We start from the raw sequence: 12,512 nt of genomic DNA, 5'->3' as shown, positions 1-12,512 counted from the left end.
TGTTCGGCAAGACCAACCGGCTGTGATCTGGAGGATTTATGGCTCTGCCCCTGACGGTGCCGCCTTCGCTGAAGCACCAGAGTCTGCTCTGGTCGCCAATCTGCACCGATCTTGACGCTCTCGACGCGCACATCGCCATCCTCGGCATTCCCTACGGCAGCGCCTATGACGCCGCCGCGATCACCAACGACCAGTCGAAGGCACCCGATGCCGTTCGTTCGGTCACCGATCGCATCTGTCGCGGCCTTGAGCGCTACGATTTCGACGTCGGTGGCCCGATCTACGGCGGTCGTGCCTTGAAAGTGGTCGATGTCGGCAACGTGCCTGCCGACATGACCGATCTGCGCAGTCACTCCGTCCGCGCCGAACAAGCGGTAAGCAAGATCCTTGCCGCAGGCGCCATGCCCATCACCATCGGGGGCGACCACGGCATTCCGATCCCGATCCTGCGCGCCTTCAAGGGCCACGGCCCGATCACGCTGGTCCAGGTCGATGCCCATATCGACTGGCGCGATGAGGTGAACGGCGTGCGCGACGGTCTCTCGAGTCCGATCCGGCGGGCTTCCGAGATGCTGCACATCGGCGAGATCTTCCAGATCGGCATCCGCTCGTCCGGCAGTGCGCGGCCCGAGGAGGTCGAGGCGGCGGCCGCCTACGGCTCCAACATCATTCCGGCCTTCGAGGTGCACGACAAGGGCATGGACTCCGTGCTCGATCGGATTCCGGAGGGCGGTCAGTATTACATCACGATCGACGCCGATGGCCTCGATCCAACCGTCATGCCTGCCGTCGAGGGCCCGGCGCCGGGCGGTCTCACCTTCCACCAGGTGCGCAAGCTCATCCACGGTCTGGTGCGCAAGGGGCGAGTGGTTGGCATGGACATCGTGGAGATCACGCCGGCCATCGACGTCAACATGATCACCTGCATCACGGCCGGACGCCTGATCGTGAACCTGATCGGTGCAGCGGTGAGGGCGAATTATTTCGACGCGCCGCCCGCCTGAGGCGGCGGCAAGCTTTGCGACCATTGACAACAGAGGGATCAGTTATGCGGAAGACCAATCGCGCGTTATTCGGCATCCTGGCCGGCACCGCCTGCCTCGCACTGATCGCGAGCCAGCCAGCGCAGGCCGAGACGACGCTGGACAAGATCAAGCGGACCGGCGAACTGACGGTCGGCACTGAAGCGGCCTTTCCGCCCTTCGAGTTCGTCAAGGACGGCAAGATCATCGGCTACGGCTCCGACATCCTGGCCGAAGTGGTCAAGGAGTTCGGCGTGAAGAAGCTGAACCAGCTCGATCTGCCTTGGCAGGGCATTTTGCCAGGGGTGCTGGCCGGCAAGTTCGATTTTGTCGCCACCACGGTCGGCATCAATGCGGAGCGCGCCAAGCGTTACGCCTACACCATGCCGATCGCCGACGGTTTGCCCTATGCCATGAAGCGCAAGGGCGACAAGCTCGCCAAGGTGGAAGACCTCAACGGCAAGGTGGTCGCGACCCAGCTCGCCTCGTCGACCGAGCCGGTCGCGCGTGCGCTCGATGCCAAGTTGAAGGCGGCAGGCGGAACGGGCTTCAAGGAGCTGAAGCTCTTCACCGCCTACCCCGAGAGCTACGTGGCGCTTGCGAGTGGCGAGGTCGATGCCGTGCTCCAGCCGCTGCCGAGCCTTGCGGCTTTGGTCAAGGACAAGTCCGACGTCTTCGAGCTGATGGCGCCGATCCCCCAGGACGGCGTGCACCCGTATCTGGCCTGGGTGACGCGGCCTGACGACAAGGATTTGCGCGACGCCATTTCCGCCGTGATCCGCAAGATGCGCGACGACGGACGTCTCGCGGCGCTTCAGAAGAAATGGTTCGGCTTCGAGATGACGATCCCGGACAAGGACTATCTGCCGCCGGGGGCGATGTAGCCGGCTGGCATGGCGACCAGAGGGAGCGGCGGGACTTAAGGCATCCTCCGACATGAAAGGCCCGTGCCATGGGCTTCAAGTTCGACTATCTGCTGTCGATCCTGCCCCGCCTGATCGGCGCGGCGGCCGTGAACGTCCGCCTGGCCGTCATCATCATGCTGCTGGCGCTCGCGTTCGGCACCGCGCTCACGATCCTGCGCTCGCGGAAGATCGCCGCGGTCAACGCCTGCATCGCAATCGTCATCAGCTTCGTGCGCGGCACGCCGCTGCTGATCCAGATCTTCATCGCCTATTACGTACTTCCGGCGGTTGGCCTCGACCTCTCGCCGGAGGTGGCGGGCATCTCGGCCATCGCCTTCAACAGCATGGTGTTCGTCAGCGAGAGCATGCGCGGTGGCCTTGCCACCGTCGATGCCGGCCAGATCGAGGCCTCGACGGCGCTCGGGCTCCCGCCACGCGCCATCTGGCTCAAGGTGGTGCTGCCCCAGCTGTTCCGCCGTATCGTGCCGGTGCTGATCAACGAGGCGACGATCGTGGTGAAGGGCACCGCGCTGCTCTCGGTCATCACCGTCGTCGACGTGCTGCGGACATCGCAGCAGATCGCCAGTTCCAGCTATCGGCCGTTCGAGACCATGATCGGCGCGGCGCTCGTCTTTCTCGTCATCAATCTGGTCATCAGCCTGTCCGGCAGGGTGGCCGAGGCTCGCTTCGCTGCGGCGCGGGCCTAGTGCGATGAAATTCGATCCCGCCGTCCTGGTCGATTACTGGCCGCTGCTGCTGCAAGGCGCCTGGCTGACCATCCAGGTCTCGGCCGCGGCGATGCTGATCGGCTATGTCGCTGGAATTGTGGTGGCCCTGATCGCGCTCGTGCCGGGCTGGCTGCCGCGGCTCGTCACCGGGCTTTATGTCGAAACGCTGCGCAACATTCCCTTCATCATCATCGTCTTCGTCGTCTATTACGGATTGCCGTTCTGGGGCATCCGGCTGCCGGCGACCCTGGTCGGGACCGTTGCTCTCGCGCTGTTCGCCAGCGCCTATTATGCCGAGATCGTGCGTGCTGCGATCCTCGCATTGCCGCGCGGCCAGTTCGAGAGCGCACGCGCCATCGGCATGTCGCCGGCGAGCGCGATGTGGCACGTGGTGGCGCCGCAGATCCTGCGCACCCTGGTGCCGCCGTCCACCAACATGACGCTGACCATGATGAAGGAGTCGGCCGTCCTGTCCTCGATCACGGTGCCGGAGCTCACCTATCAGAGCCTCGTCGTGCAGGGAAACACGTTTGCTCCGTTCGAGGTGTTCGCAGCCGTCGCTTCGATCTACTGGCTGATCGCGGCCGTGATCGCGGAGGCATCCAGGCGACTGGAGCGCCGTGTCGGCGCCGTTCAGGCCGAGGCCGTCAGCCGCAACCGCATCGCCGACCGCTATCTCTCGCTCGTTGCGCGGAAGAATTGATGAGCGCAACGCCCGTCCTCCGCGTCTCCAACCTGACAAAACGCTTTCACGGCGTCACCGCGCTCGACCAGGTCTATCTCGACGTGCATGCGGGGCAGATCGTGGCGCTGATCGGTCCGAGCGGGTGCGGCAAGAGCACCCTGTTGCGCTGCCTGACCTGGCTCGAGCAGCCCGACGACGGCTTCATCGAAGTCGCGGGCAAGCCGTTGGGGCGCGAGCTGATGCCGGGCGGCGTCGTGCGCCGCCAGAGCCGCCGGCAGATCGACGCCATGCGTCCGCAGGTCGGCATCGTCTTCCAGCAATTCCATCTCTGGCCGCACATGACGGCGCTCGAAAACGTCGTGCGGTCGCAGATCGTGGTTCTCGGCCGGCCGCGGCTGGAGGCGACCGAACGCGGTGTCGAATTGCTGACGCGGCTCGGGCTTGCCGACCGGATGGACCGCCATCCGCATGCGCTCTCCGGCGGACAGAAGCAGCGGGTGGCGATCGCGCGGGCGCTGGCGATGGATCCGGCCCTGATGCTGTTCGACGAGCCGACCTCGGCGCTCGATCCGGAACTGGTCGGCGAGGTGCTCGCCGTGCTGCGTTCGCTGGCCGAGACCGGCATGACCATGCTGGTCGTCACGCACGAGATCGGCTTTGCGGCAAGCCTCGCCGACCGCATCGCCTTTATGGATCACGGCCGCATCCTGGAGGAGGGGCCGGCCCGCGACATCATGGCCGCGCCGAAAGAGCCGCGCCTGCAGAACTTTCTCGATCTGGTGCGGTTTGACCGCCGCATCGGCAGGACAACCGCCAACCCCACGGAGTAATGCCATGCCTCGCGTCAACCGGCCCTATGTCGGAATTCCCTCCTTCCTGCGCGCGCGGATCTGCGAGGACGTGTCCACGCTCGATGCGGCGATTGCGGTGCTCGGCGTGCCGTTCGACGAGGGCTCGCCGTTCATGCCGGGCAGCCGCCTTGCGCCGCGCGCGCTGCGCGAGCACTCGCTGCGCTTCTACGGCAGCGGCCAGGGCTATTACGATCCGGAGACCCGCCGCGAATATCTGGTCGAGGAAATGTCGCAGGGCCTGATCGCCGACGTCGGCGATGTCGACATCCATCCGGCCAATGCGCCGCGCACTTTCGAGAACATCACCGCCATGGTGCGCGGCATCCTCGATCGCGGCGCGCTTCCCGTCGTGCTCGGCGGCGATCATTCAATCACCTATCCGGTGTTCCGTGCCTTCGAGGAGAAGCTGCACGTTATCCATTTCGACGCGCATACCGACTACGCGCCGTTCGAGAACGATCTGACCATCACCAACAGCCACGCCTTTCGCCATATCGCCGGCATGGACAATACGCTGAGCCTGACGCAGGTCGGAATCCGAAGCTTGCGCCATTCGCCGCCTCAGGTGGAGGACGTGATCGCCGGCGGCAACCGGATCATCCCGATGGGCGAATTCCGGCGGATCGGTCCGGAGGGGATCGCGGCTCTGCTGCCGGCCAATTCCCGCGTCTATGTCAGCATCGACGTCGACGCCATGGACATGTCGCTGGTCCCGGGCTGCGTTTCGGCCGAGCCCAACGGGATGAGCTATGTCGAGCTGCGCGACAGTCTGAAGGCGATCGCCGAGCGGCACGATATCGCCGGCTTCGATTTCGTCGAGGTCAATCCGCCGCTCGATGTCGGCACCGGCGTCACCGCCTATTTGGGTGCGCTGACCGTCATCGAATTCCTCGGCCACATCTGCGCGCAGCCGCGCTGGGCCGCGCGCCGCAATGCCCGTCGCGCCGCTTGAGCCTCACGAATTGACGTGCACGAAATCCCGCAGCAGCGGATAGATCTCGTTGTTCCAGCGTTTTCCCGAGAACACGCCGTAATGGCCGACGCCGGCCTGCATGTGGTGGACGCGGCGATAGGCGCGCACGCCGGTGCAGAGGTCTTGCGCTGCGAGCGTCTGGCCGATCGAGCAGATGTCGTCCTTCTCGCCTTCGACCGTCATCAGCCCCATGCGGCTGACGGCCTTGGTGTTCACCGGACGGCCCCGATGCATCAGCTTGCCCTGCGGCAAAAGGTGCTCCTGGAAAACGTCGCGCACGGTCTCGATGTAGAACTCGGCCGGCAGGTCCATCACGGCGAAATATTCGTCGTAGAAGGTCTTGATGGTCGCCGCCTTGTCCTTCTCGCCCTTGGCGATGTGGTTGGCGAGGTCCATGTGCTGCTTGATGTGGCGCTCGAGATTCATCGAGACGAAGGCCGTGAGCTGCACGAAGCCGGGATAGACCTTGCGCAGCGCGCCGCGGCACTGCACCGGCACGTAGTTGATCAGGTTCTGCTCGAACCAGTCGATCGGCCGGCTCTTGGCGAACTCGTTGACCCTGGTTGGCTGGATCCGCGTGTCGATCGGTCCCGCCATCAGCGTCAGCGTCGCCGGGCGCGAGGGATGGTTGCCCTCGCACATGACGGCTGCGGCGGCAAGCGCCGACACCGACGGCTGGCAGATCGCCACCATATGTGGACGCGGGCCGAGCTGGCCGAGGAATTCGATCAGGTGATCGGTGTAGTCCTCGAGCCCGAAGCGGCCCTCGCTGCGCGGAATGTCGCGCGGATTGTGCCAGTCGGTGATGTAGACGTCGTGGTCCTGGAGCAGTGTCTTCACGGTGCCGCGCAGCAGCGTTGCGAAGTGTCCGGACATCGGCGCCACCAGCAGCATGCGCGGCTGCTCGGCGACGCCCTCCTTCTTGAAATGCAGGAGCGAGCCGAACGGCGTCGCGTAGGCGACCTCTTCGGTGACGGCGACCTCGCGATTGCCGACCATGATGCTGTCGATGCCGTAGGCCGGACGGTCATAGGTGAGGGTGGAGCGCGAGATCAGCTCCAGCGCGGCCGAGAGCCGGCCGACCACCTGGTCCGACATGCCCTGGGGCACCAGGTTGAGGAATTTGAGCGCGGACGAGGCGCCCGCTCGCAATGGCGCCGTCAAATCCATGTGGTTTTGAAAGGCCTGATAATACATCGACATCATTCTGAAACGCCCACCTGTCCCGGTGCTGTTATGCAATATCGAAGCCAGACGGGAGTCAAATCGCCCGCAAAATTGGCACGTGGCTTGCTGTTCATTTCACGGGAAGCACAGGTAATGGGCAGCTCCGCGGGCCGGGCGGAGGCAAAATCCATTGCGGGTCACAGGCGTGAGGGAAGGGCCATATGGCGAAGGCGACACTGACCATCAGCAGCAAGAACTACTCGTCCTGGTCGCTGCGTGGCTGGCTGCTGACGAAGTTTTCCGGGCTCGAGTTCGAGGAGATCGTGACCGCGCCGGACGACGCGTCGGCGCGCGCAGAAATCCTGCTGCTGTCGTCCTCGATCCTGGTGCCGTGCCTGCGCCACGACGGCGCCACGGTCTGGGATACGCTGGCGATCGCCGAATATCTCAACGAGGCGATGCCGCACGCCGGCCTTTTGCCGGATGACCGCGTCCAGCGCGCGCATTGCCGCTCGATTTGCGGCGAAATCCATTCCGGCTTCACCACGCTGCGCGCCTCGCTGCCGGTCAATCTGAAGGGGCATTTCCCCGGCTTCAAGATCTGGTCGCGCGCGCAGGCCGACATCGACCGCGTCTGGTTCATCTGGCGCGACTGCCTGGAGAAATCCGGCGGGCCGTTCCTGTTCGGCCAGCGGCGCACCATGGCGGATGCGATGTACGCCCCCGTGGTGACGCGCTTCATGACCTACGACGTCAAGCTCGAGCCGCGGCTGAAGGCCTATGCCGATACCATCATGGCCATGCCCGAGATGCAGGAATGGATTGCGGCGGCCAAGGAAGAGCCGGCGGAGATCGAGGAGCTCGAGGTCGAATATTAGGCAAGGTCAGCGCCGGCCTGCCTGTTTCGGGGGCGGGGCCTGGGGTGGCGGCGAGAGCTATGCCTCTTCCGCCGTTAACTTTTGACCCCGACTTCACGCCCGGTCCAACACGCCCGCCCGATAGATCTTGTGCGGGCTTCCGCCCGCGCACCGACATCTAGCCGTGAACAGCTGCGTACAGCGCCGCTCCGCCGATTCGGACGTGATTCGTTCGGGCCGCGTTCCCAAGGTTAAGGCGGAGCGCGGCCCCGTTGCATTTTGAAACAGAAATCGCCCGTCAGCTCAGGCCCGTGTGCTTCACACGCGGCAGGCGCCAGCCGATGACGGTGGCTTCGACCGCGACACCGGCATCGTGGTTCTGCCAGCGTCCCTCGACGTAGCGGCAGGCGAACGGCAGTTGATATGTTCCGCTGTGGTCCTCGCACAGCACTTCGACCGGCAGTCCAGGTGGCGGCTCTCCGGCACCATCGAATTCCGCCAGACGTCTATCGCGCGTTGCCATTCCAGAAATCTCCCCTAAACAAAGCCGCGGAAAGAGCGCCCACTTCTCCCGCGTGCGGATCATCGTTCCCCGTCCAGAGGGAACAGCCCAAGCTCAACGCGAGAATGCGGTACGAGTGTGGTAGCCTTTCGCAACTGCGCTCAAAAACCGCACATTGCCGTGATCGATTGGCGAGGAACCTTTATGCCGCTTCGAAACGCCGCTGTCTGTTTCGCGATGTTGCTGCTCGCAGCGCACGCAGCCGCGCCGGCCTGCGCGCAGGACGTGCCCGGCATCGAGATCTGCACGGTGGAGAAGACCATGGAGCGACGCACGAGCTGCCTGCAGAGCAATGTCGATTTCCTGCAGAAGACGATCACCAAGCTCAATCTCGATCACCAGCAGAAGCTGGATGCCGCGGCGCGCCAGATCGACGCGCTGAAGGTGACGGTCGCCGGCTTGCAGAAGAGCATCGGCGATCTCCAGGCCGCGCAGACCAAGCAGGTAGAAGATTTGAAGAAGAAGCAGGACGCGCCGCCGCCGAAGGACGCGAAGTAGGATGGTGTCGTGTCCCGGACGCGGCGCGGCATGGAATGCCGCGACGCAGAGCCGGGATCCAGGGGCCGCGCGTCACCGCGTTTGATATGGGCCCCGCCTCAGCAGTGCACCACGCCGCGAAGGCGGCGCGTTGCACTGCATCCGGGGCACGAGAGCAACACAGCATTGCGCCCGCTTGCTTGGCAAGCCCGGGTGACTTTGTCATAACCACGGGCAAATCTTGCGTGTGGGGTGCGTGCCGGACATCCCGTGCAAGCCATAACAAGCAGCCGGGAGGGTCTCACATGTCCAACGTCCGCGTTCTCGCCACCGACCTCGAATTTCCCGAAGGCCCGGTGGTAATGCCGGACGGCTCGGTCGTGCTGGTGGAGATCCGGGGCCAGCGCCTCACCCGGGTTTATCCCGACGGGCGGAAGGAGATCGTCGCAAAAGTGCCGGGCGGCCCGAATGGCGCGGCGCTCGGCCCCGACGGCAAGATTTACATCTGTAACAATGGCGGCTTCTCGTGGATTCCGACCGGCAAGATGATCATGCCCGGCCCACAGCCGGAGGACTATCTCGGCGGCTCGATCCAGCGCGTCGATCTGCAAACCGGCAAGATCGAGACCGTCGTCACCAGATGCGGCGAGCACGATCTGCGCGGGCCGAACGATCTCGTCTTCGACAAGCATGGCGGCCTGTGGTTCTCCGATCTCGGCAAGCGCCGCCCCCGCGAGATGGATGTCGGCGGCATGTACTATCTCAAGCCCGGCATGACTGACATCGTCGAGGTCGTGTATGGCGTGCTGCCGGCCAACGGCATTGGTCTGTCGCCGGACGAAAACACCGTCTACATCGCGGAGACGCCGACCGGCCGGCTCTGGGCCTACGAGCTCTCCGCGCCCGGCGTCCTCAAGCCGCGCGACGTGATCTACCGCGGCGAGCGCGGCAAGCCGATCTGCGGCCTCGGCGGCTACCAGATGTTCGACTCGCTCGCGGTCGAGGCGAACGGCAATATCTGCGTCGCCACGCTGGTGTCCGGGTGCATCTCGGTGATCGCGCCCGACGGCACCCTGGTCGAGCAGGTCCCGACCGGCGACCGCGTCACCACCAACATCGCCTTCGGCGGCCCCGAGCTGAAGACGGCCTACATCACGCTGTCGGGCAGGGGCGAGCTGATCGCCATGGACTGGCCGCGCGGCGGTTTACCGTTGAATTTTCTGAACAAGTGAGAATGTGTTGAGCCCGCATTCTGAACGTGCTGTACAAACTCCGCCGTCATTCCGGGATGCGTGCGCAAGCACGCAGGCCCGGAATCCATAACCCCGGCTCGTGGTTATGGATTCCGGGCTCGCCGCTTCACGTCGCCCCGGAATGACGATCAGTCGTTTTCTTGGAGACAACCTCAATGCCCTGGCCTGATCCCATCACCCTGCGTGGACAGCACGCCCGTCTCGAGCCGCTGTCGAAGGAGCACCGCGAGGGGCTGGTCGAGGCCGTGAAGGACGGCGAGCTCTACACGATCTGGTACACCGCGATCCCGACGCCGGAGAACGTCGCCAAGGAGGTCGACCGCCGCCTCGGCCTTCAGGTCTCGGGCTCGATGCTGCCGTTCACCGTGTTCGACGCCGGCGGCAAGATCGTCGGGCAGACCACCTACATGAACATCGATGCCGCCAACCGCCGCGTCGAGATCGGCTCGACCTGGTATGCGAAGAGCGCGCAGCGCGGTCCGCTCAACACCCAGTGCAAGCTCTTGCTGCTCACCCACGCCTTCGAGACGCTGAATTGCATCGCGGTCGAATTCCGCACGCATTTCTTCAATCACCAGAGCCGCCGCGCCATCGAGCGTCTCGGCGCCAAGCAGGACGGCATTCTGCGCAGCCACCAGGTCGCGCCGAACGGCACGCTGCGCGACACCGTCGTGTACAGCATCACCGCGGCGGAATGGCCGACGGTGAAGGCGCATCTCAACTATCAACTCAACGAAAAGCCGCGCTAGCCTTCATGCATGCTTTTCGCACCAACGTCGCCGCGGGCTCGTTCACCTCTCCCATGGGGAGAGGTCGCGCCGAAGGCGCGGGTGAGGGGACCGGTCTCTCGTGGGACCTGACGCCCTCACCGGATTTGCTGCGCAAATCGACCTCTCCCTCCGGGAGAGGTGTCAGAATCCGCGGCTGCAATTCTCCCAATCTCACGACACGCTAGGGCGGCCGAGGCACCATGGACAGATTTGATTATGTGATCATCGGCGCGGGCTCCGCCGGTTGCATCCTCACTTCAAGGCTCAGCGAAGATCCGAACGTCAGCGTCTGCGTGCTGGAAGCAGGGCCTTCCGACTGGCATCCCTACATCCATTTGCCGGCGGGCTTCATCAAGACCTTCCATATGAAGAGCATCAACTGGGCCTACCAGCAGGAGCCCGGGCCCTACACGAATGGGCGCAGCATCTACGCGCCGCGCGGCAAGACGCTCGGCGGCTCGTCCTCGATCAACGGCCACATCTACAATCGCGGCCAGCGGATGGATTTCGACACCTGGGCGCAGATGGGCAATCGCGGCTGGGGCTATGCCGACGTGCTGCCCTATTTCCGCCGGTTGGAGAAGCGGATCGGCGAGGGCGAAGCGCTCTATCGCGGCCGCGAGGGCAATCTCACCGTCACCACCATGGACTGGCGCGATCCGCTCTGCGAGGCCTTCATGGAGGGCGCGGTCTCGCTCGGCATCCCGCGCAACCCCGATTACAACGGCAAGACCCAGGAAGGCGTCTCCTATTGCCAGCGCACCATCAACAACGGCCTGCGCGTCTCCGGCGCGACCGCATTCCTGAAGCCCGCGATGAAACGGCCGAACGTGCATGTGCACACCCACGCGCATGCCACCGAGATCATTTTCGAAGGCAAGCGCGCCGTCGGCGTGCGCTACACGAAGGGCGGTCGCGGCGGCACGCCGGTGGAAGTGCGGGCCAACAAGGAGGTGATCCTCTCCGGCGGCACCTATAATTCGCCGCAGCTCCTGCAGCTCTCCGGCATCGGCTCGCCCGAGCTGTTGCAGCAGCACGGCATCGCCGTGCGTCACGCTCTGCCGGTCGGCGAAGGCCTTCAGGATCACTATGCGCCGCGCACCGTGGCGCGCGTCAAGGACATCAAGACCATCAACGAACTTCGCCGCGGCTGGCGGCTCTGGGTCGAAGCGATGAAATGGGCAACCCAGCGCAAGGGCCTGCTCTCGCTGTCGCCGACCATGGTCTATTGCTTCTGGCACTCCGGCGAGAGTGCGGACTCCTCCGACCTCCAGCTCACCTTCACGCCGGCGTCCTACAAGGAAGGCGTGCAGGGCCAGCTCGAGGACGAGCCCGGTATGACGGTGGCGTCCTGGCAGCAGCGTCCCGAGAGCCGCGGCTATGTCCGCATTCGTTCGAAAGATCCGTTCGCGCCGCCGATCATCCAGACCAACTATCTCGACGCCGAGCTCGACCGCCGCGTCATCGTCGGCGGCATGAAGCTCGCGCGCAAACTTTTGAAGAGCGCACCGCTCTCGCCCTATTACGCCTACGAGGATTTCCCAGGCCCGAACGTCAACACCGACGACGAATTCTTGCACGCGGCGACCGAGCGCGGCACCACGACGTTCCACCCCGGCTGCACCTGTCGCATGGGCCCGGCGGATTCGACATGGGCCGTCGTCGACGACCAGCTCCGCGTCCACGGCCTGGAAGGCCTCCGTGTCATCGACGCCTCGGTGATGCCGCGCATGATCTCGGCCAACCTCAACGCCTCCACCATGATGATCGCCGACCGCGCCTCGGATCTCATCCGCGGCAACGCCCCAATGGAAGCCGCGCGGATTCCGGACGCGGCGGTGGCGTGAGGCCATAGTCGGCCGGTGCCTTGCGCTCTCGTGCCCCGGACGCAGCGCAGCGCGCCGCGTCTTCGCGGCGTGGTGCGCTGCAGAGCCGGGGCCCATCTCTCCCAGCTTCGGTGTCGCCTCTGGGTCCCGGCTCCGCGCCGCAGCGTTGCACGCTGCAGCGCGTCCGGGATACCGAGAGGGTGGTTTTGCCCGTCGGGCAAAACACCCCGCACCTCGTCAACCCCTCCTCCCAAAAATATTCCACTTTACCGAAATTCGGAATTGCGGCATATATGACGGCAGCCCGGCCCGACGAAGAGGGGCGGTTCGCGAGTCGTTCGAAACGCGGGCTGGGTTGCGGTGGACGCGGCAGCGTTGGCGCGGAAGGTGCGGGCAGGGCGGGTAGTCCCTGTGAGCTCGCGGCCACGTGCGGACG

Annotated in this window: 13 protein-coding genes; 11 read left to right on the top strand and 2 right to left on the bottom strand. The window is 64.9% G+C overall.

Annotation, left to right across the window (positions count from 1 at the left end):
• Positions 1-38: 38 nt before the first annotated feature.
• The 6 genes from HYH08_RS21320 (at position 39) to HYH08_RS21295 (ending at position 5,143) form a co-directional block, all read left to right on the top strand.
• Positions 39-1,004, top strand: coding sequence for an agmatinase (locus tag HYH08_RS21320; RefSeq protein ID WP_220011781.1), 966 nt, complete (start codon positions 39-41; stop codon positions 1,002-1,004).
• Positions 1,005-1,048: 44 nt separating this feature from the next.
• Positions 1,049-1,906 (top strand): transporter substrate-binding domain-containing protein, encoded by an 858-nt coding sequence (locus tag HYH08_RS21315; protein WP_220011780.1) that lies wholly within the window; start codon positions 1,049-1,051, stop codon positions 1,904-1,906.
• Positions 1,907-1,974: 68 nt separating this feature from the next.
• Positions 1,975-2,634, top strand: coding sequence for an amino acid ABC transporter permease (locus HYH08_RS21310; RefSeq protein ID WP_220011779.1), 660 nt, complete (start codon positions 1,975-1,977; stop codon positions 2,632-2,634).
• A 4-nt stretch (positions 2,635-2,638) separates the two neighbouring features.
• A complete protein-coding gene (locus HYH08_RS21305; protein ID WP_220011778.1) occupies positions 2,639-3,358 on the top strand; it encodes an amino acid ABC transporter permease in 720 nt (239 codons plus the stop codon).
• Positions 3,358-4,170, top strand: coding sequence for an amino acid ABC transporter ATP-binding protein (locus tag HYH08_RS21300; RefSeq protein WP_228747986.1), 813 nt, complete (start codon positions 3,358-3,360; stop codon positions 4,168-4,170). The genes HYH08_RS21305 and HYH08_RS21300 overlap by 1 nt, the downstream gene beginning before the upstream one ends.
• A 4-nt stretch (positions 4,171-4,174) precedes the next feature.
• Positions 4,175-5,143 (top strand): arginase family protein, encoded by a 969-nt coding sequence (locus HYH08_RS21295; protein WP_220011777.1) that lies wholly within the window; start codon positions 4,175-4,177, stop codon positions 5,141-5,143.
• A 3-nt stretch (positions 5,144-5,146) separates the two neighbouring features.
• Here HYH08_RS21295 and HYH08_RS21290 read toward each other — a convergent pair whose 3' ends face one another.
• Positions 5,147-6,370 carry a polyhydroxyalkanoate depolymerase gene (locus HYH08_RS21290; protein WP_220011776.1) on the bottom strand — a complete coding sequence of 408 codons (1,224 nt, stop codon included), beginning with the start codon at positions 6,368-6,370 and terminating at the stop codon, positions 5,147-5,149.
• A gap of 182 nt (positions 6,371-6,552) precedes the next feature.
• Here HYH08_RS21290 and HYH08_RS21285 point away from each other — a divergent pair, with 182 nt between their 5' ends.
• Positions 6,553-7,209: a glutathione S-transferase family protein gene (locus HYH08_RS21285; RefSeq protein WP_220011775.1), complete on the top strand. Its 657-nt coding sequence runs from the start codon at positions 6,553-6,555 to the stop codon at positions 7,207-7,209.
• A 277-nt stretch (positions 7,210-7,486) separates the two neighbouring features.
• On the opposite strand, the gene HYH08_RS21280 is transcribed toward HYH08_RS21285, so the two are convergent.
• Positions 7,487-7,711: a hypothetical protein gene (locus tag HYH08_RS21280; protein ID WP_220011774.1), complete on the bottom strand. Its 225-nt coding sequence runs from the start codon at positions 7,709-7,711 to the stop codon at positions 7,487-7,489.
• A 183-nt stretch (positions 7,712-7,894) separates the two neighbouring features.
• Between HYH08_RS21280 and HYH08_RS21275 the strand changes: the two genes are divergently transcribed.
• The 4 genes from HYH08_RS21275 to HYH08_RS21260 all read left to right on the top strand — a co-directional run bounded on the left by HYH08_RS21275 (position 7,895) and on the right by HYH08_RS21260 (position 12,097).
• Positions 7,895-8,248: a hypothetical protein gene (locus HYH08_RS21275; RefSeq protein WP_220011773.1), complete on the top strand. Its 354-nt coding sequence runs from the start codon at positions 7,895-7,897 to the stop codon at positions 8,246-8,248.
• 284 nt (positions 8,249-8,532) lie between these two features.
• Positions 8,533-9,459, top strand: coding sequence for an SMP-30/gluconolactonase/LRE family protein (locus tag HYH08_RS21270; RefSeq protein WP_220011772.1), 927 nt, complete (start codon positions 8,533-8,535; stop codon positions 9,457-9,459).
• A 176-nt stretch (positions 9,460-9,635) separates the two neighbouring features.
• Positions 9,636-10,229, top strand: a complete 594-nt coding sequence (locus HYH08_RS21265; RefSeq protein WP_220011771.1) for a GNAT family N-acetyltransferase — start codon at positions 9,636-9,638, stop codon at positions 10,227-10,229.
• Positions 10,230-10,450: 221 nt separating this feature from the next.
• The gene (locus tag HYH08_RS21260) at positions 10,451-12,097 is read left to right on the top strand and encodes a GMC family oxidoreductase (RefSeq protein ID WP_220011770.1); all 1,647 of its coding nucleotides are present in this window, start codon (positions 10,451-10,453) and stop codon (positions 12,095-12,097) included.
• Positions 12,098-12,512 lie beyond the last annotated feature (415 nt).

Origin of the sequence: Bradyrhizobium sp. BR 10289, assembly GCF_019455385.1 — a bacterium.
GTDB lineage: Bacteria > Pseudomonadota > Alphaproteobacteria > Rhizobiales > Xanthobacteraceae > Bradyrhizobium.
This window is presented reverse-complemented; position numbering and strand designations above follow the sequence as displayed.